Annotated in this window: 20 protein-coding genes; 12 read left to right on the top strand and 8 right to left on the bottom strand. The window is 55.9% G+C overall.

Translation table 11 applies throughout. The features are described 5' to 3' along the window. The first annotated feature begins 7 nt into the window (after positions 1–7). Together ACHZCX_RS09750 and ACHZCX_RS09745 are read left to right on the top strand one after the other, a co-directional pair. Entirely contained in the window at positions 8–1,087 is a 1,080-nt protein-coding gene (locus ACHZCX_RS09750; protein WP_319587045.1) for a permease, read from the top strand. A gap of 2 nt (positions 1,088–1,089) precedes the next feature. Next, positions 1,090–1,809 carry a TIGR03943 family putative permease subunit gene (locus ACHZCX_RS09745; RefSeq protein WP_319587044.1) on the top strand — a complete coding sequence of 240 codons (720 nt, stop codon included), beginning with the start codon at positions 1,090–1,092 and terminating at the stop codon, positions 1,807–1,809. A gap of 21 nt (positions 1,810–1,830) precedes the next feature. Here ACHZCX_RS09745 and ACHZCX_RS09740 read toward each other — a convergent pair whose 3' ends face one another. After that, positions 1,831–3,141, bottom strand: coding sequence for a hypothetical protein (locus ACHZCX_RS09740; RefSeq protein ID WP_319587043.1), 1,311 nt, complete (start codon positions 3,139–3,141; stop codon positions 1,831–1,833). 364 nt (positions 3,142–3,505) lie between these two features. Between ACHZCX_RS09740 and ACHZCX_RS09735 the strand changes: the two genes are divergently transcribed. Then, positions 3,506–3,874, top strand: a complete 369-nt coding sequence (locus ACHZCX_RS09735) for a hypothetical protein (protein WP_319587042.1) — start codon at positions 3,506–3,508, stop codon at positions 3,872–3,874. A gap of 77 nt (positions 3,875–3,951) precedes the next feature. Next, on the top strand, positions 3,952–5,022 hold the full coding sequence (locus tag ACHZCX_RS09730; RefSeq protein ID WP_319587041.1) for a cyclic nucleotide-binding domain-containing protein: 1,071 nt from the start codon (positions 3,952–3,954) through the stop codon (positions 5,020–5,022). 133 nt (positions 5,023–5,155) lie between these two features. On the opposite strand, the gene ACHZCX_RS09725 is transcribed toward ACHZCX_RS09730, so the two are convergent. The 6 genes from ACHZCX_RS09725 to ACHZCX_RS09700 all read right to left on the bottom strand — a co-directional run bounded on the left by ACHZCX_RS09725 (position 5,156) and on the right by ACHZCX_RS09700 (position 8,967). Then, positions 5,156–5,734: a DUF3106 domain-containing protein gene (locus ACHZCX_RS09725; RefSeq protein ID WP_319587040.1), complete on the bottom strand. Its 579-nt coding sequence runs from the start codon at positions 5,732–5,734 to the stop codon at positions 5,156–5,158. An 80-nt stretch (positions 5,735–5,814) separates the two neighbouring features. After that, positions 5,815–6,294, bottom strand: a complete 480-nt coding sequence (locus tag ACHZCX_RS09720) for a DUF3619 family protein (RefSeq protein ID WP_319587039.1) — start codon at positions 6,292–6,294, stop codon at positions 5,815–5,817. After that, positions 6,291–6,809 carry an RNA polymerase sigma factor gene (locus tag ACHZCX_RS09715; protein WP_319587038.1) on the bottom strand — a complete coding sequence of 173 codons (519 nt, stop codon included), beginning with the start codon at positions 6,807–6,809 and terminating at the stop codon, positions 6,291–6,293. Before ACHZCX_RS09715 ends, ACHZCX_RS09720 begins: the two co-directional genes overlap by 4 nt. A gap of 78 nt (positions 6,810–6,887) precedes the next feature. Next, complete coding sequence (locus ACHZCX_RS09710; RefSeq protein WP_319587037.1) at positions 6,888–7,226, bottom strand: hypothetical protein; 339 nt, start codon at positions 7,224–7,226, stop codon at positions 6,888–6,890. Between the two features lie 108 nt (positions 7,227–7,334). Next, entirely contained in the window at positions 7,335–7,880 is a 546-nt protein-coding gene (locus ACHZCX_RS09705) for a septation protein A (RefSeq protein WP_319587036.1), read from the bottom strand. Positions 7,881–8,136: 256 nt separating this feature from the next. Further along, entirely contained in the window at positions 8,137–8,967 is an 831-nt protein-coding gene (locus tag ACHZCX_RS09700; RefSeq protein WP_319587035.1) for a nitroreductase family protein, read from the bottom strand. 156 nt (positions 8,968–9,123) lie between these two features. On the opposite strand from ACHZCX_RS09700, the gene ACHZCX_RS09695 reads away from it, so the two are divergent. Then, the gene (locus tag ACHZCX_RS09695) at positions 9,124–9,621 is read left to right on the top strand and encodes a hypothetical protein (RefSeq protein ID WP_319587034.1); all 498 of its coding nucleotides are present in this window, start codon (positions 9,124–9,126) and stop codon (positions 9,619–9,621) included. A gap of 15 nt (positions 9,622–9,636) precedes the next feature. Here ACHZCX_RS09695 and ACHZCX_RS09690 read toward each other — a convergent pair whose 3' ends face one another. Continuing rightward, a complete protein-coding gene (locus ACHZCX_RS09690) occupies positions 9,637–10,209 on the bottom strand; it encodes a flavodoxin family protein (protein WP_319587033.1) in 573 nt (190 codons plus the stop codon). 461 nt (positions 10,210–10,670) lie between these two features. On the opposite strand from ACHZCX_RS09690, the gene msrB reads away from it, so the two are divergent. From msrB to ACHZCX_RS09655, 7 genes are all read left to right on the top strand, one after another. Further along, entirely contained in the window at positions 10,671–11,672 is a 1,002-nt protein-coding gene (msrB, locus tag ACHZCX_RS09685; RefSeq protein ID WP_394708822.1) for a peptide-methionine (R)-S-oxide reductase MsrB, read from the top strand. A gap of 104 nt (positions 11,673–11,776) precedes the next feature. After that, entirely contained in the window at positions 11,777–13,300 is a 1,524-nt protein-coding gene (locus ACHZCX_RS09680; protein ID WP_319587031.1) for a mercuric reductase, read from the top strand. A gap of 73 nt (positions 13,301–13,373) precedes the next feature. Then, positions 13,374–14,063 carry a TVP38/TMEM64 family protein gene (locus tag ACHZCX_RS09675; protein WP_319587030.1) on the top strand — a complete coding sequence of 230 codons (690 nt, stop codon included), beginning with the start codon at positions 13,374–13,376 and terminating at the stop codon, positions 14,061–14,063. Positions 14,064–14,285: 222 nt separating this feature from the next. Then, positions 14,286–15,287, top strand: a complete 1,002-nt coding sequence (locus ACHZCX_RS09670; RefSeq protein WP_319587029.1) for a hypothetical protein — start codon at positions 14,286–14,288, stop codon at positions 15,285–15,287. A gap of 467 nt (positions 15,288–15,754) precedes the next feature. Next, positions 15,755–16,126 (top strand): pyridoxamine 5'-phosphate oxidase family protein, encoded by a 372-nt coding sequence (locus ACHZCX_RS09665; RefSeq protein WP_319587028.1) that lies wholly within the window; start codon positions 15,755–15,757, stop codon positions 16,124–16,126. A 249-nt stretch (positions 16,127–16,375) separates the two neighbouring features. Continuing rightward, the gene (locus ACHZCX_RS09660) at positions 16,376–17,575 is read left to right on the top strand and encodes a hypothetical protein (protein WP_319587027.1); all 1,200 of its coding nucleotides are present in this window, start codon (positions 16,376–16,378) and stop codon (positions 17,573–17,575) included. Between the two features lie 33 nt (positions 17,576–17,608). Beyond that, a complete protein-coding gene (locus ACHZCX_RS09655; protein WP_319587026.1) occupies positions 17,609–18,562 on the top strand; it encodes an NrtA/SsuA/CpmA family ABC transporter substrate-binding protein in 954 nt (317 codons plus the stop codon). The last annotated feature ends 63 nt before the right edge of the window (positions 18,563–18,625 follow it).

Genomic DNA, 18,625 nt, shown 5'->3' with positions numbered 1-18,625 from the left:
ACCACAAATGACGAATCAACCCAAAATGGTGCCCTTGCCCATCTACCAACCTCCAGCGCAAACCGCCTCGACCGGTTTGGGGAAGGAGTTGGCCTGGATCGGAAGTCTGCTCTTTCTTGTCGTGACCCTGCTTCTTCTGTTGCTGGGGCAGACCCCAGCCTGGCGGGGTCTGATCGGCAATATCGCCATCAACTTTCTGGCCATCATGGTCGAAGCCCTGCCGTTCATGCTGATCGGTTCCTTGGCCGGAGGGCTGATCGAGGTCTTTGTGCCGGTCGCCTGGGTGGACCGGGTGGTGCGGCAGCACCGGATTAGAGCGGTTTTTCTTGCCGGTGGCATGGGATTGCTGCTGCCAGTCTGCGAATGCGCCATCGTACCGGTGATCAGGCGGTTACTCGGCACAGGTGTGCCCCTGGCGGCGGCCCTCACCTTTCTCCTCGCCGGACCGATCGTCAATGGCATTGTTGCCTTTTCCACCGCCATTGCTTATAGCTACGATTGGATGGTGCCGGCGGTGCGCCTGGGCAGCGGCTATTGCATTGCCGTCATCATTGGTCTGCTCCTGGGGCGATGGTTTAACCGGGACAACGGCCTGCTGCCTGAATGGGGGAAGGCGTTGCCCGTTTCCTGCGGCCACCAGGGCTGCAACCATGATTGTAAGCCCTCATGGATAGCCAGGGTCCGTCACGCCCTGGAACACGCCAGCGATGATTTTTTCAGTGTCGGTTTCTATCTGGTGATCGGGGCCTTCATCGCCGCCTTTGTTCGCAGCGTTGTACCGATGGACACCTTCAACCACCTGCTGGCCACGCCCTGGCAGGCCATCCTGATCATGATGATCATGGCGGTGCTGCTCAACCTCTGCAGCGAGGCCGACGCTTTCATCGCCGCCAGCTTTCGCGGCATCCTGCCGGGCAGCGCCCAGATGGCCTTCATGGTTCTGGGCCCGATGCTCGATATCAAGCTGCTCCTGATGTATCTGAGCGTCTTCCGGAAACGACTGATTGTCGCCTTGGCCCTTACGGTGCCGGCCGTTGTCCTGCTGGCCATACTCGCCCTGCAAGCCTTCCTGCCCGATCTCTTTTGACCATGCCGACCAAAATTCTCAAATGTCTTCTCCTCGCCCTGTGGGCCGGATTTTTTGTCTGGCTGGTGGTGTTCGGTCAAGGCCATCTGGCCCGGCTGCTTCATCCCAAGCTGTGGTGGTTGGTGGTCTGCGGCGCTGTTGTTCTCCTGCTGTTCTTGGCCGTCAGTTGCGGTAAGCCGGCAACGGCTTCGCGCGAGGTTTTTCTCTGGTGGCGCTGGCCGACTTTCCTGATACTGCTGGTGCCGCTCTTGTATGGCATCATGCTGCCGACGGCGCGATTTAACGCCCAGACCTTCGCTCACAGGGCCGTGCAGGCGCCGGACGGGCCACCGGTGCAGACTGGACAGGCAACAACAGTGCAACCAGCCGATGCGGAAGAGGGGGTGGGGGAGACAGCGGAGGTGCCGCTCACCCGGCTCAATGACCAGGCGGCACAGTATGCGGGGAAGGAGGTGGAGACGGTCTGCCAGGGGATGCGGGATCCGCAATTGCCCGAAGACCTGATGATCTGTTATCGTTTTTTGATTAACTGCTTCGCCGCCGATGCCCGTCCTGTCTTTATCTTTGTCAAAAAAATCGGTCAAGCCTTCCTCGGCAATGACAGCTGGGTGCGGGTCAAGGGCCCACTCTCCTTGTACGAGAACCGCGGCTTTACCATCCCGATGATTACCGCCGAAACCTTGACTGCGGAAAAGGAACCGGCCTTCCCCTTTCTTTTTTAACCCAAAAACTCTGGATCACGATCAGTTTTCCTCAATCCTCCTGCGGAACCAGGCCAACTGGTGGTCGCGGATTTTTTGCAGATCGAGATGATAGATGTCCGGTGGAAAGAGAAATTCGATCACACCGGTATCAAAAATCCGCTTGACCTCGTACTCGTCATGGGCCACGTCGCGCTGATAAATATAGTTGAGGTAGGAACGGTTGGTGTGCAGGATGAATTCTATGCGCATGCCGCCGGTGCGGGCAAAGAATTTGAGCATTGAGGTCTTGCCCGAGCTCCCGGTGGCGGTGCCGCGATATTCGCCGCCGGTCAGGGTGTCGGAGATGTCCTCCAGGGTCATGAACGATTCGGCGCGGGCCGCGCTGCGAGTGAGATGGCGCACGAACCGTTTGACATCGTTGACCGAGTTGAGCACCGCCATCAGGCCGAGTTCATCGTCGACCGCAGTGGCCGGATTCTTTTCGTTTTTGCGCAGCAGTTTGAGCACCTTGGCCGAGGGTTCCTTCTTACGGATGGTGACATAAATGGGAATGTCAGCGCCGTTGTCGCGAAAACGGCGCCGCTTCACCAGGGTCAATTTTTCGCCGACCGCCGGAATAATCAATCGGGCCTCTTCCTCGGAGAGCACCTTGACCGCGCTGCAACTGAAATTTTCTCGGTTGTGGGTGCTGTAGAGGTAGCGGATGTCGAGTTCGCCGATTTTGCAATCCGGACTCCAGACAAAGGCGTTGAGAAAATTAAGGAAAGTGAGAAACTTTTCGCCAATTTTTGTTTCCCGCTCCCTTTGATCGATGGAACCGGCCAGTCCCATCAGCGCCAGTTTGCGTTTGGCCTCGAAACGGGCTTTTTTGTGGTAGCGGTCATCAAACAGGGCCAAGAGCAGTTCGACCGGATCCCAGGTGGTGACAATCTCGTTGGTGGTTTCGATATGAGCGCTGTACGGTGCCAGCACCTTGGCCCGCAAGGAACTGATGACGTCGTCGGCGGTGCGCGCATATTCGTGGAGATGGCGGATAACCTCCTGACCGGTGCCCTCAATGCCGAACATGTTGCCGAGCAGCAGATAAGCACGTTCCGCCGCCTTGGTTCGCAACTCCTTGTCGTGGATCAGGGCCAGGACTTCATCGTAGGTCGCGATGCCCAAAAGATCGAAGATCTGATTGCGGACCGAGCGGTACTTGGTTTTCAGTAACTGGTTGCCGTGGATGTGTTGCACCCAGGCCTTGGTCTCCCGCGAAAAAGGGTGGGCCAGAGGCGGGGTATCCCCAACGGCAAAGGGACCAGCTTGCAGCATGGCGGAAAAGACGGATTGTTGATCAAGAAGGCTCATGGCAGGTACATCGTCGGGCAGGGGTCAACAAGATATGGGCGGCGGCTCTTCTCAAAATTCCCGCCGAGGTGGCGACTTGTCAGTCGGCTCGACGGGGAGGCGGTCAAGAATGCTCACTTCTACCATGCAACCTTTTGGAGTCGCAAGTGAAACCCTGCGGCTCAGCTCAATACACTTGGAAAACCGAAAAGCACACCATTGAGTTTTCGTTTTGACGAACCGCTTTCCCATTGATACCATGAACGTAACCGGGATGTTCTTGCTTGTGGCTATTCGAGTCAGCCACCTGTCTTCCCCATCCGGCAAGAACGTCACAATTTCCGGCCTAAAGAATGGCCCTTTTTCAACTAAGGAGAAAACTGTAATGTTCGGAGAACTCATCGATTCAATCAGCAAAAAAGCCGGCGCTTTTTTCGAACCCATCGGCCGTTTTCTCGAAAGCACCCATCTGCCGGAACAGTTTAAAGAGGTTGATTTTTCAGGACTCTTCACCAATCCTTGGTTTTTAGTGCCGTTTGTGGCCTTGGTCGGCTACCTGCTGTACAAAAAAGCCTTTCGCGACATGATCATTCTAAGCGCCGTCATGGGTGCCTGGTATGCCTCGGGGACGCCCTACATGCAAACTCTTGTGGTGAACGGAGTGGTGCAGGTGAATAAAATCTTGCCGGTTATTTTTGGCGGCGCTGCCGTCCTTGGCCTGATCATTTACCTTCTCTTTGGCCGTTCCGACTGAAATGTCCAGATTCAACATCAATTCTGCGTCTGCCTTGATGCATTGCTCACGGGTCACTCGAGACCCCTTGGAGATACATGGATTACCGTAATGCCATTTTTATTGTTACCGAGGAGCGTTCCTGCCCGATTTATAATGTCGGTGAGGAATTCAAGGTGGAGCAAATGGCCCTGACAGTTCCCGAGGGCAAGCCGGCCTGCCTGATGATGGTGCGCGAATTAATGAAGGCCGTTGCCGAAAAGAAAAGCATGGAGCGCTTTTCTCCCTATGGCCTCCAGAGAGTCAAGTTCGAATGTGGCGGGTGCACCGGTCTGATCCGATTTGAGTTCAAGAAAGAAAGGGATTTTGCCACACTCCAGATGAAGCTGCTGGCGGCGGCTGAGCAGAAGGCAAGAATGCGCCATCTGGATAAATTTTATGATTTACTGCGTGGACTTGAGATTTTCGAGCCCTTGGACGAGGACAGTCTCCGTGACCTCTCGGGGCAACTGCAGGTGAAGGAGTATGAGGCCAATAAGATCGTCCTGAAAAAAGGCGAGCCGGGAACGAGCCTTCATATCGTGCTTGAAGGTCGAGTCGCGGTCATCGGTGACGATGGGCAAATGCTGTCGGAAATGGGTTCTGGGGATATCTTCGGTGAAATGAGCCTCTTGTCCGGCGAGCCGATCACCACTTCCATCCATTCAAGGGAAAAAACCCGGCTAGCCATCCTCTCCAGCAAGGACTTCAAGCATGTCCTCAACCGTTACCCTGTTCTCCAGGTCTTTTTCTACAGAATGCTGGTGGAGCGCGCCCAGGCAAACACCCTGCGTTCGGGCACCATCAGTTCGGGTATGACCGGCAAACTCTCGGAAATTAACCCGGTCGAACTCTTTCAACTGATCAATTCCAGCCAGAAAACAGGGAAGGTGCAGCTGGTGCTTGACGACGGCAACGCTGTGGTCACCTTTCACGAAGGGGAACTGGTCGATACCCAGTATAGAGATTTCTCCGGCAAAGATGCTTTTTTTGCCCTGCTGGCAAAAAGCGAGGGCAACTTTACCTACACCAGTGGCCTCACTGCCGGGGAAAAAGAACTGCCGGTGATCGGCGGTTTTATGGGCTTGATCATGGAGGGCATGCGACGGGTTGATGAAAAGGAAGGTTGATCGTTCCTGATTGTCACGCTCGACCCTTTACAGTCCTTCCCTTGACCACTGACTCGGGGCGATCAGCTTTGGTCGCCCCGAATTACCGACTGCTTTAGATCAGGTGGTCTTTCCACTCATCAACGTCTTTGTTTTATTCCTGGGGCGTTCGCCTCTCCCACCTGTCCAACAGGCGCTGCCGCTGCTCCGGCGTTGCCCTGTCCCAACGTTCGAGCAGCATGGCTCGTTGTTGAGGATTGGCCAGAAAAAAACGTTGCTTGAACCGGGCCTTCTGCTCGGGATCAAGGGATTGCCACCGTTGTTTCAGTTCTTTGCGTTTTTCTGGCGCAAACTGGCGAAATTGTTCGCGGGCGGCGCGCAAACGGTGTTTCTGCTCCGGGGAAAGTTTTTGAAATTGTTCAAAGCGTTCGCGAATCCATTGGCGTTGCTCGGGTTTGAGGTCACGCCATTTTTGTAGCCGCTCTTTGGCCTCGGTCCGCTGCTCAGGGCTCATGTCCAGCCATCGGTCTGCCCCCTTCCGCAAACGCTCCTGCTTGTCCGGTGCAATTCCGTCCCATTCCTGAGCAAACGGCTGCAGGATCCGCTGCTGCTGTGTGCTTAATTCCTTGAAGTCACCGGCATGGAGAGGCAAGGCGCAGCAGAGCATCACAACGAAAGACAGCCACATGCCGAACAACCATGAGCTTCCTCGAAGTCGCAGCCTATTTGTCATTGCTGTTCTCCTCGGTTGTTCCCTTTTCCTTTGCCATGGCTTCAAGCTCAAACGGATCCATCCAGCCCGTGTCTTTATCCTCAAATGATCCGAGAAACTCCAGCATCTCCATCTCCGGATTCTCGACCTCGGCTTCCGGCGTCTGACTCCAGGCACCATCCACGGGGACGAGGATCAGGAGAACCATCAGGAGTGCGGGACAAACCGTTCTCCTCCCCCTCAACCGTGGAAAGCCACTCGTAAAATTCGATATCTTCAAAAAATTCAAGAGATTCCTCTGCAGTTAAGAGTCCCAGATCCGCAACCAGATTCTTTTCAATGGTCTCCTGCGACGATGGCCCAAACGCCACGAAGAGCACCAGTGCGGCAGCGGTCAAGGCCGAGGTGATCACGAGGGGTAAAGGCCGGCGAAAGAACGGTGGTCGTTTTGTCGTGCCCGCCAGCGCCCGGTTCCTGGCGCGATGCAACCGGGACAAGGTGTCCCCGTCGAGATCGTCCGCCGCTTGATCAAGGAGTTGTTTTGCCGCTGCCGCGAATTTTCGGTCCTGTTCGTCGTTCATGGCCAATGATCCCCCAGTTGTTCCCGCAGGGTCTGCACCGCACGGGAATAATGTGTCTTCACCGATCCTTCGCTGCACCCCATGACGCCGGCCGTGTCAGCCACGCTCAGTTCCTGCCAACTCCGCAGCAAAAAGGCCTGTCTCTGTCGAAAGGGCAATCGGGCCAGTGCATCTTGCAGGGCGGCAAAGGCATGGCTGACTTGAGCGGTGTGCTCCGGATTGGGGCTGTGCCGGTCTTCCCGGTCTTCTAGGCTATCATCCCCATCCTTTGTTGTGCCGACTCCGAACCAGAGCAGGCAACGGCGGACCGTTCGCCTGCGGCCAAAGTCGCGGATGGCGTTGTGGAGAATGGTGTAGAAAAGCGGTTTCCACTCTTCCCGCGGCCGCTGGGCATATTTATCAATAAAACGGCAGAGAGCGTCCTGGACCAAATCGAGGGCATCCTCCTGGTTCCGGCTGGCAAGCAGTGCCATGCGGTACGCCGGCCGTTCAATCGACTTCAAAAAGGATTCCATACCCGGATCTATTTGGTTCCTGCGCAGGAGTACTGCCTGTGAGGCCGGGAGATGAGCCCGGCCTCACAGTGTTTTTGGTCAACTCTGCCGACGATCGGAGCGGCGGTCGACGCGCTGGCCTTTACGGTCGAGACGATTGTCGATGTGATCGCCCCGGCGGTCCAGGCGATTTTCAATCCGATCGCCTTGCCGATCCAGGCGCAGGGCACGTTGTTCATGGCCATTGGCCGCAGCACGTTCGGATCGATTATCCAGACGATCATTGATCCGTTCTCCCTTGGCGTCCAGTCGTTGATCGATGCGATCACCCCGGTTATCCAGGCGATTTTCATAGCGATCACCCCAATCCTGGGCCAAGGCGTTGCCCAGCCAGAAAAAGAGGGTGAGGGCGGCGGCGGTCAGCAATTTTGTTTTCATGCTGTGTTCTCCTGAAGTGAAGGTAAATAAATGGCCTTTACTTATGAGAACGCATCAGCGGCAGATCGGTTGACAAGCGTCTGGAAAAAATTTCCAGGAAGAATGAAGCTACTCGGAATCAGATGGCGATTCGGTCACATATCTCGACAGATAAAAGGATTGGAGCACGATGAAAACCAGGGTCAGGCCGAGCATGCCAAATAATTTGAAATTGACCCAAGTGTCGCGGTCGAAATTGCTCATGACATAGAGATTAACCCCGCCCAAGATGAGGAAAAAGGTGATCCATGCGAGGTTGAGGCGTCGCCACACCGGCTTTGGCAGGGTCAGATTGGCCCCCAGTAACCGTTCAATCGCTGTTTTCTGGCCAACCACCTGACTGAGCAGAAAGGCACCACCAAACAGCCAATTGATGACCGTTGGTTTCCACTTGATGAACTGCTCATCGTGGAGGTAGAGGGTCAGGCCGCCGAAGATGACGATGACCGCCAGGGCAACCAGTTGCATGGTCGCAACTGTCCGCGTTTTTATCCAGGAGATCGCGCATTGAACCATGGTGGCGGCGATGGCCACCCCGGTGGCGATATAGATATCGAAAAATTTATAAGCAACGAAAAAGAGCAGGATCGGAAAGAAGTCAAAAAGAAGTTTCATGGTCGTCAGGAGAGGGTCTCAGAGGGTGTGTGTTTATGCCGAACTGTGGGGCGTCGCCTCAACAGCAAAACAGTGGTGATGGTCATCTGGGGTCGCGTCGGAATGGACGGTCTTCTGCTCCCCACTTTCGTTGCCTGCTGTTTAATGAAACCGCGCCAAGGTGTCCATCTCTTTTCCTGCCGTCGGTCCAGGTGTTCAGGCTCAAGAGATTCCCAGCGCAGGAAGGCGCCGCTGCATCGACCATGCCGGTCAGGCTTCAGGCCAGCCGGACCCGGTTGATCTGGACCTCGTCACGCTGCACCGTGCGATGGTACTGGACCGCCGGTTTGCCGAAGAGGATAACATACCCTTTGACATGATCCTCAGGGATTCCCAGCCGCTGGTACATGTCGGTTGAAATTTCAGAAAAAGCCCACCGGATCATGGCGTTCCACAGGGTGCCGATGCCCATGCTGGCTGCGAGCAGCTCAAAATAGCTCATGGCAATCAGCATGTCGGCATCCGGGGTGGTCACCGTCGAGGGGACCGAAACCATAAGCAGATGGGGTGCATTCCTGAAAATGATATCGCGGCCCTGGTCCCAGGCGGTGACCACATGGCGGAAATACCCCTGTCCTTCTGAAAGTCGTTTTTCAATCACCGCCGTGCGTAGGCCTTCCATGGTTTCGCGGCGGAAGATCTCCATGGTGGCCGAATCCTCGATCACCGTGAACAGGCACTGGCGGTTGTTCTTGCCGGTGGGGGCGTTGGCCACGGTCCGCAACAGGTGGTCGATCACGCTGGCGTCCAGGGGGTCCGGCAGGAACCGGCGCATCGAACGCCTGCCTCGAATGAGAGCGGCCATCTGCTGGGCACTGGGCAGGCTTTCCGGCAGGGGCAGCGAATTTTCCGGCTTGAATCCCAAAATGGAGAGGGCGCCAGTCGGGCAGACCGCCAGACAGTGCTGGCACTGAATACAGTGGTGGATTCGGGTCGGATTGAGGGCCGGGTAGTCGGGGGACATCTCGATTATGTGGAAGGGGCAATCGTCGATACAGGCCCCGCACTGGATGCAGAGGTCAAGGTCGATGGTGAATTGCAGGTCCATGGTCTCTCCTATGGTTGCGTGAATGGGTGAGGTGCGATACTGTCGTCAGTGATGGTGCTCAAGTGCCATCTGCCGGTTCTGGCGGGCTCTTACATCGTTACCGAGAGGGCAAGGGGCGATGAAGAGCGCGCTTCGTGGTGGTCGAGGTGAACAGGGTTGCAGAACATATCATGTGATCAGGCATCATTACTGCGGGAGCTGCATGGGTTCCGGGGTGGGGTCATTGACACCTCGACCCTGATCTATCTTGAGCGTCTGGGAATGCTGTCCCGAACCGCCCGCTGCTTTACCCTTCTGCTCATCCCCCAGGTCGTCGCTGAATACGGGGCGCAGCCGGAAGACGTGGTCCTGGAGGCCGCAACCTGTTCCGGAACGACGGATGAGACCCTCTGTCAGACGGCGCATGCCCTGGGGCAGCCGGTTCTGTCCGAAGATAAACAGGTGCTCCGCCGGGCTCGAGCGCTTAACATCTGTTTCTATAATACCCTGATGATCGTTCTGGCACTCTGTGCCCAGGGATATCTACCCTTGAACATTTTCCCGGAACTGCGGGTTAAACTGTATGCCTTTTCCCGATACAGTCCAGGCGTTTTTGCTGTGGGAGATGCGGTCTATGACGCGCTCCTCCGGCAGATGCAGGCGAACTGGCGGTAGGCCACAAGGCCGCGATCATCCGGCCCGCAGCAGCTCCCGCGCGATTGCGGTCGCGGTCTGCAGGTGGGTGTCAATATCGGCGTTCGACTGGAGGCGCAGGCCCGGGGCAATGAGAGTTCTGACTTCAAAACCGTAGAGTTCCAGATTCAGGACATAGCGCTCGACCACATCGTTGTGGGCGCCGGCCCCTTCGACATGGGTGAGAATGAGCACGGCAATCTTGCCGGGCGGCAGGCGGCTGCTGTTTTCCTCATCGTCCCGGACATCGGTCCGGATCAGCGACCACATCCGGTCATAAAAGGTTTTGAATTGGCCGCAGGTGTCGCCAAAATAGATCGGTGCGGAGAACACCGCGATATCGGCGGGGTAGAGATCATCCAGGACAGCGGTGACATCATCCCTGAGGACGCAACGGTCCGCGCGAGTATGGCAGCCTTCGCAGGCCTGGCAGCCGCGGTATTGCATGGTGTTGAGAGGATATTCGGCAACCGTGGCGCCGTAGGTGGTGGCGGTTTCGATGAAGGCGCGGGCAATGCGGGCGCTGGTGCCGTTCTTTCGCGGGCTGCCGAGGATGTTGACGATGTTCATGAGAATACCCTTTGCTAACAGAGGATTGATCAAGGAAAAGAAGAACGGCTTGTGCGGGGGCCATTGTACGAACAAGGCCGACATTTTTCCAGGGAATTGTGAGGATTGCATCCTCGCCGCGGTGGCAACAGGGATGGTCCGCCACCGGGAAAATTGCAGTGAACATACAATTCGTCATGCTGAGTGGTGCCCTCCAGCTGTTGATGCTTACTGTTCACCTATCGAAGACATGACACGGAGTGGTACCCTGTTCCGGTGCGCCGACCTCGTTGTCGTCAGCGACCACGAGGTTAGCCAGGATGCAAAAGGAGAGCCTTCTTTTTCGATGCGATGTATCGACCACAATATCCAGAGAATCCCTTGCAAGGAGGCAGAGTATGAAACCGCGTAGCATGTTCCCTCTAGTTGGTGCGATGTTCACCCTCATCGCCGCTATGGTTGTTGGTCAGGGCAGGGAAGCCATGGCCGCTGAAACGGTCAAGGAGCAGTCGGAGGCATTGGCGAGCAAGGGCTACGAACGGGCCCTGTTCGCTGGCGGCTGTTTTTGGTGCATGGAAAAACCTTTTGAACAGCTCAGGGGGGTTGTGTCGGTGGTCTCGGGTTATGCTGGCGGCACCAGCGTCAACCCTACCTATGAAAATTATGGCCAGGGCGGCCATATCGAGGTGGTGCAGATCGTGTACAATCCTAAAGAGGTCAGCTATCAGCAGTTGCTCGACGTCTATTGGCGCCAGGTCGACCCCACCGATGCCGGCGGTCAGTTTGTCGATCGCGGCCACAGCTATACCACTGCCATTTATTTTTATACCCAGGAGCAGCGGGAATTGGCCGAGGCATCAAAAGGACAGATGGCTCAAAGTGGTATTTTCAAGAAACCGCTCGTTACTCCGATCATTCCTGCTCCCACCTTTTACCGGGCGGAAGAGTATCATCAGGATTATTATAAGGAAAATCCCCTCAGGTATAGTTATTACCGGTCCCGTTCGGGTCGTGATGATTTTCTAGAAAAGACCTGGAAAAACGCCAAGGTCAACCCTTCGGCGCAGGCCGATTTAAAAAGCCGTTTGACACCGCTGCAGTACGAGGTCACCCAGGAAAACGGCACCGAACCGCCCTTCAAAAACCTCTACTGGGACAATAAAGAACCGGGCATTTACGTTGATATCGTCTCCGGCGAACCGCTGTTCAGCTCCACCGAAAAGTATGACTCAAAAACCGGCTGGCCGAGCTTCACTAAGCCCTTAGTCGCGGCCAATATTGTCGAAAAGGTGGACAATGGTTTGTTCACGGTCCGCACCGAGGTGCGAAGCCGGCAAGGCAATTCACATCTCGGCCATGTTTTCACCGACGGCCCGCCGCCCACCGGCTTGCGCTACTGCCTCAATTCCGCCGCGCTTCGCTTTGTTCCCGCCGTGGACTTGGAAAAAGAAGGGTTGAACGAATACAGTAAACTGTTTAAGTAACCATTGTAGGATCTTAGAGTAGGGCAGACCGCAAAGGCCTGCCTTGTTTTTTGATCCTGCCCGGAGGTCACTTCCTGTATTTTTTGCAACCGAGAGCGACGGATATGACAGTCCCTGCAAGCCTACTTCCCCAGGACCCGCATGATGATGCGCTGGTGGCCAACGTCCATCCTCCGGATTGGTCTAATCCGGAGCCCACGGGCCGCTACAACCTGGTGGTGATCGGCGCCGGCACGGCCGGTCTGGTCTGTGCCGCCGGTGCTGCCGGTTTGGGGGCGAAAGTGGCCCTGATCGAGCGGCATCTCATGGGAGGAGATTGCCTCAATGTGGGCTGTGTCCCTTCCAAGGGCGTCATCCGCGCGGCCCGCGCCCTCCACGACGTGCGCAGCAGCGGCGGATTCGGGGTGCGCGGCGGCGAGACCGTCGCATTTGACTTTCCAGCGGCCATGGAACGGATGCGTCGCCTGCGTGCCGGCATCAGCCGCCATGACTCGGCCCGCCGTTTCCACGATGAATTGGGGGTCGATGTCTTTCTCGGTCAGGGGCGGTTTGTCGGACCGGATTGTATTGAGGTCGACGGCAAGCGGCTTGTGTTTGAGCGGGCGGCGATTTGCACCGGGGCGCGCGCCGCAGCTCCGCCCATTCCGGGCCTGGATGAGGCCGGGTATCTCACCAACGAAACCGTCTTCACGCTCACCGAACTGCCCCCTCGGCTGGCGGTGATCGGCGGCGGGCCGATTGGGTGCGAACTGGCCCAGGCCTTCGCCCGGTTCGGCAGTCATGTTTCACTGATCGAAATTGCCCCTCAGATTCTAGGTCGGGAGGACGGGGATGCAGCCGCCATCCTCCAGGCCGCCTTTATTCGCGAAGGGATCGATCTGCACCTTGGGGTCAAGATCATCGCGGTCGAAACTAGCGGGCAGGAGAAAATCCTGCGCCTCGAACGCAACGGTTCGGCCATTGAGGTGCGGGCCGACGCCCTCCTCGTTGGTGTCGGCCGGGCACCCAACATCGAAGGGATCGACCTGGACAAGGCCGGTGTCGCCCATGACCGCACCGGAGTGCTGGTGGACGATCGGCTGAGGACCGCCAACCCGCGTATCTATGCCGCCGGCGACATCTGTTCTCCCTTCAAATTCACCCACACCGCCGATGCCCATGCTCGCATTCTGCTTGCCAATGCGCTGTTTGCGGGGCGGCAGAAAACCTCCAGCCTGACCATCCCCTGGTGCACCTACACTGATCCGGAAATTGCCCATGTCGGTCTTTATGAGCGGGACGCCAAGGAAAGAGGCATCCCGTTCACCACCCTGACCGTGGAACTGGCTAGCGTTGACCGCGCCATTCTCGACGGCGAAACCGAGGGCTTTGCCCGGGTGCATCTGCGCAAGGGCACCGATAAAATCCTTGGTGCCACCATTGTCGCGCGCCACGCCGGCGAGATGATCGGCGAACTGTCCCTGGCCATCACGGCGAGACTGGGGCTGTCCGCCATCGGCCGCACCATTCATCCCTACCCGACCCAGGCCGAGGCAATCAAAAAACTGGCGGACGCCTACAACCGCACCCGCCTGACCTGGGTGGTGAAAAAGGTGCTGGCCGGCTGGCTGCAATGGCGGCGGCGATGATGGTTTCGCTGCCCGTCCATCCGGAGATACGGCGTCTGGACGGCCGTGTCCCGACCCCCGGGAGCACGATACTATGAACCGCAACAAGATTATCCTGCTGGTGCTGGGCCTCCTGGTGGTGAGCTTGTTTTTCGCCCTCGATCTCGGGCGCTTCCTGACCCTGGCCTCGCTCAAGGCCAACCGGCAGGCATTGCTGGATTTTTACAGTGCGCACCAGCTGCTCACCGTGGCGGGTTTCATGACACTCTACATCGTCCAGACGGCCCTGTCCTTGCCCGGCGCAGCCATTCTGTCGCTGGCAGCGGGCGCGGTCTTCGGCTCGATCATGGGCACGGTCTATGCCAATATCGCCGCCACCATCGGCGCGACCCTGGCTTTTCTTGTGACCCGCTATCTACTGCGCGATATTGTTTTAAGTCGATTCGGTGCCAAGCTGGAGGGGATCAACCGCGAATTGGAGAGCCGGGGTTTCAACTATCTGCTGTTTCTGCGGTTGGTGCCGCTGTTTCCCTTTTTTCTGATCAACCTGGCCGCCGGCCTGACCCGGTTGCCGTTGCGCACCTTTTTCTTCGGCACCATGCTGGGCATCATTCCCGGCGGTTTTGTCTACGTCAATGCCGGCGCCAGTCTGGCCACCATCGACTCGTTGGCCGATGTGGCCTCGCCCCGGGTTTTGGGCTCTTTTGCCCTGCTCGGCCTGTTCGCGCTGGTGCCCGTGTTCTACTCCAAATGGACAACCAGAGGGGCTGCGAAAGAAGAATAAGGTGTTGCAAGGGAGTCTGGTGTACCCTGGTTGTCTGCATGCCGTGTCATTTCGACCAACGGGAGAAATCTCTCGTGACTGGTGACGAGATTTCTCGCTCATGCTCGAAATGACAGAAAAAAACGTCTCGCTCTTTTTGAGGAGGCGATAAATAATCCAGTGCTTTGTGCCCAAGGCGCAGCGGGGACGGGTTTTAAATTTTTACAACAAGGAGCGGCATTGATGAGTTGGCGGATAAGCCCGGCAGTTGAGGAGATTTTGTCCAAGGGGCGGGACGGTGGCCCGGTTTCACGGGACGAAGCCCTGACCCTGATGCATTTGGAGCTGGAAAGCCGGGAAACCTACGCCTTGATGGAGTGCGCCAACCATCTTTCCCGCACCCAGTTCGGTGAGAAAGGGGAGAATCACATGCACATCGGGCTCAATGTCGAACCCTGCCCCATGGACTGCGCCTTTTGTTCCCTGACTAAACAGGCCGGGCTGTTCACTGAAAAGATCGAGTTTCCCCTGGAAGATATCCTGGCCTGGGCCCGGCAGGGGGAGGCCGAGGGGGCCGACGCTCTCAATCTGATGGCCACCGGCACCTTTTCCTTCTCTCGCCTGCTCGAGATCGGCCGGAGGCTCAAGCAGGAGGTGAGCACCCCGCTGGTCGCCAATGCCCGTGATATCAATCACGCCGAGGGCGAGCAGTTGCTTGATGCCGGCTTTGTCGGTTTTTACCATGCCGTCCGTCTGGGCGAGGGCTCGGACACCCCGTTTAAACCGGAGCGGCGGATTCAGACCATCCGGGTGCTCCATGATGTCGGCTTGCGCTGGATGAACTGCGTCGAACCGGTGGGGCCGGAGCATTCGGCCGAGGAGATTGTCGACCTGATGCTGCTGGCCCGCCGGGAAAAAGCCACCTACAGCGGCATCATGCGGCGGATCAATTTTCCCGGCTCACCCAAAGAACAGCTGGGGATGATCAGTGAGCGGCGCATGGCCCAGATGGTGGCGGTCAGTCGTCTGGTCATGGGCGACACCGTCCGCGCCCACTGCACCCACGAGCCGCACAGCCTCTCGCTGGTGGCCGGGGCCAACCTGTTCTTTCCCGAGGTCGGTTCCAGTCCGCGTGACGGCCAGGCCGATACCGGCAAGGGCCGGGGGCGCTCGGTCAGCCACTGCGCCGCCATGCTTCGCGAGATGGAATGGAACCCGGAGTTAGCGTCGAATTGTTTTGCATGACTCCAATGTCGCCAGAACGGCACTGGTATTGTAAGCGTACTTTGTTCTGTTATTGCTGTTATGTGCTTGTCACACGCTCTGGAAATTGATTGTAGGCGAGGAGAAATCATGAATATAATTCATGAGAAGAGTTAACTGATTTAAGTGGAGGAAAGATCATGGCCAAAGGAAAAGATGCTCAAAAAACCGAAAAGAAGAAATCAGAAAAAACGTTGAAGGAAAAGCGCAAAGAAAAAAAGGAGAAGAAGTCAAGGAAAGATAGCATTTAGCTCATTTGATAAAATGAGTTACGATTTTATTAAGGTTGTCCAGATTTGATGTCTTAGAATCTGTAATCAAGAACAATTGCAGATAAATGTGGGGACGCATAACAACTGGCTTCACGGGATTGGGGCCCTAAGCCTGCCCTTACCCGTGAGCCGGAACGTTAGACAGAGCAACAAACTAAACAACAAGAGGTAGTCACGATGATCCCGGAAACATTGCTCGAAATTATGAAGAAAGATGGGGTTGTTGCCATTGCGACCTTGGGAAAGGATGGGCCGCATATGGTCAACACCTGGAACAGCTACCTCAGAATATCACCAGACGAACGATTGTTCATTCCTGCAGGTTACATGCACAAGACAGAGGCGAATATTGCCCACAACCCTAATGTGCTGATTACCCTGGGAAGCAGCAAGGTGAAGGGCTTGCACGGGGCAGGTGCCGGATTTTTGATCAAGGGACAGGCGACCTTTATAACTTCCGGACCTGATTATGATTTTATGAAAGCAAAGTTCAGTTGGCTGCGAGCTACCTTGGCCGTGACCATCGATTCCGCTACGCAAACCTGGTGAAGGTGAGCGGCCAGCCTATAGGAAGCAGTTTCGTGGCTTTGGCAAGTATGTGACGATTGCAGATCATAACTCAACTGTCTAACAATCGTCCGCGCGACGGCCAGGCCGATACCGGCAAGGGACGAGGACGGTCGGTGAGCCATTGCGCCGCCATGCTTCGGGAGATGGAATGGAACCCGGAGTTACCATCGAATTGTTTTTAATGACACAAACTTTACCTGAACAACACTGTTAGAAGAGGTAATATTTGTGATTATTCGTCACTTTATAAAATGTGAAACCTGTGGCCACCCTCACACTCTACGTATACAAGTGGGGCACGAGCCATATCAAGAACATACCTTCCAGTGTTTTGAATGCGAAGAAGAGATAGTGGTAGGGATGGACTGCCACCCCGCCACAGCTTCAGCCCACATTCGGGAAATTCAGAATTGTGAACATGGTTCTAGCGAGGGCACCATTATTAACCTAAGCTCTGGCTTTCCCATCCCCAAAGAAGACAGGCATCGCGATTGTGTTTTTCCTTCGATGCGCCATACTCATGCATTCTCAGAAATTCATGATGCTATGGGCGTAGGGAAAAATGCTCCGAAGTTCTCATCGTTCGAGGAAATGCGGGCGTGGGCGCTAATGCAAAAGGGTGTGAATGAGCTCTGGCCGATTGTGAAGAAGGGCTGGTCTCTTACCGCTAAGGGTAAGCTTGGTTTCGCTACCGAAATTTTCAGGCAATATCGAGGAGGTCAATTCAAGGAATCCTACGAACTGCAGTTCGTCCTGTTCGACTTCTGCGGCAGAATGTTGATGCCTATTAAGTATCATCTTTTCGAGTATGCTTCAGATCACTGCAGTGAAATTGCACGACTTCACAACTGTGAGTATCTTAAATTTCGTCAATTCTTCAAGTCAACTATGGCTAATGAAAATATCGAAAGGTATTTTGAAACTTTCAGTGAATATTTCAGATGCTTTAGTGATTTTTCTCAAACGCTTATGCATGTTAAGTATGGAATGGTGATTTCGGATGACTTCGAAGCTTCTTCGCATGCATTTTCAAAAACGAAATTATTTTATGGCAATGCGTTTGAAACGCTAACCAGTAACATCGCAGTGCTGGCGTGTCTGAACAACATAGGTGACGGGAGGAGGTTCGATCAGTTTGTAACCATGGATCTTAAAAAATATCTGACCATAAATAAAGCTAATCGGTGCAACCCATTTAAAGATACACTACCATTTCAGGATATTTGTAGCTGCCTCGATAGCACAATAAGGAATGCTTCACATCATGGCGGAATGAAGCTCGTCGGCAACGGGCGAACGATTCAGTATCGAAGCGGTGGAGGTGGCATGCTCAGAACGATGAGTTATTTGAGTTACCTGAATCAATGTAACGAGATTATGCTAGCCTGTTGCGCTCTTCTCGCCTTGGAATTGGTAATTGCCTTCTAACCTCTGAGTGAAAATTGAAAACGAAAAGCATCCATGCGAAACACACCATGCATCATAGCTGTCCTCGCTCTACTGGCCACCCTCGTCCTGTCCCCATCTGTCCAAGCTGACCAGTTCAAGGTCGGCACCTGGAAGACGGCCCAGACCATTCAACCCTTCTTCTATCAGGGATTCCTGGCAAAGGGCGATGTGGTCACGGTTTTTCCCTTCACCAACCCGGCGGACCAGAAGACGGCGCTGCTGGCCAGCAGCCTGGACATGACCGGGACAACCCTGGCCCATGCCATCCAGTCGGCGGTCATGGGTCAGCCGGTGGTGGTAGTGGCGGCGTTGTGCAACAAGTGTTCAGCTCTGGTGGTCCGCCAGGTCGGTCCGGTGCAGACGGTCGCCGATCTCAAGGGCCGCACGATCGGCTATGTCCCCGGCACCATGCATGAAATCCTCCTGCGCGAGCTCCTGAGCCGCAACCAGCTGTCGCCGGACAAAGATGTCACCATGGTGCGGGTCGATTTTTTTGACATGGGCACTGCCCTGGCGCAAGGGGCGATCGATGCCTTTCTCTCGGGGGAGCCTTTCCCCGCCACGGCGGTCGAGCAGGGGTACGGCCGTATTCTCTCCTCTCCCTACTTTGACGAATCGGTAGGGACAATCAATGGCGCGATGCTAGTCACCCGCGAGATGATCGAAAAAAATCCCGGCCGGGTGCAGTACCTGGTCAATGCCCACGCTCGGGCCACGGAAGCGCTCAAGCGCGACCAGGTCCGCTGGCTGCGGGAAGCCCAATCTTTCGGCACGCCGCTCAAGGTTCTGGAGCGGGCCGCTCCCAATATGGAACTGGCCTGGACCATGGATGCGGCCTTTGTCCAACGGGCCAAGGCCCTGGGCGAGCGGATGCAGACTCTGGGCGTTATCGACCGTCAGCCCGATTATGACCGCCTTTTTGATCTGCGCTTTGTCGCCAAGGCCGTGCACGAGGCGCGGCCGTGAGAGCATGCTGTTTCTGGCTTTTCATCGCCACCGCAGGATGTTTTGTCATTTCGAGCGTATGCG

The organism is uncultured Desulfobulbus sp., assembly GCF_963662935.2.
GTDB lineage: Bacteria > Desulfobacterota > Desulfobulbia > Desulfobulbales > Desulfobulbaceae > Desulfobulbus.
The sequence above is the reverse complement of the archived record's forward strand: the minus strand, read 5'-3'. Positions and strand labels throughout refer to the sequence as shown.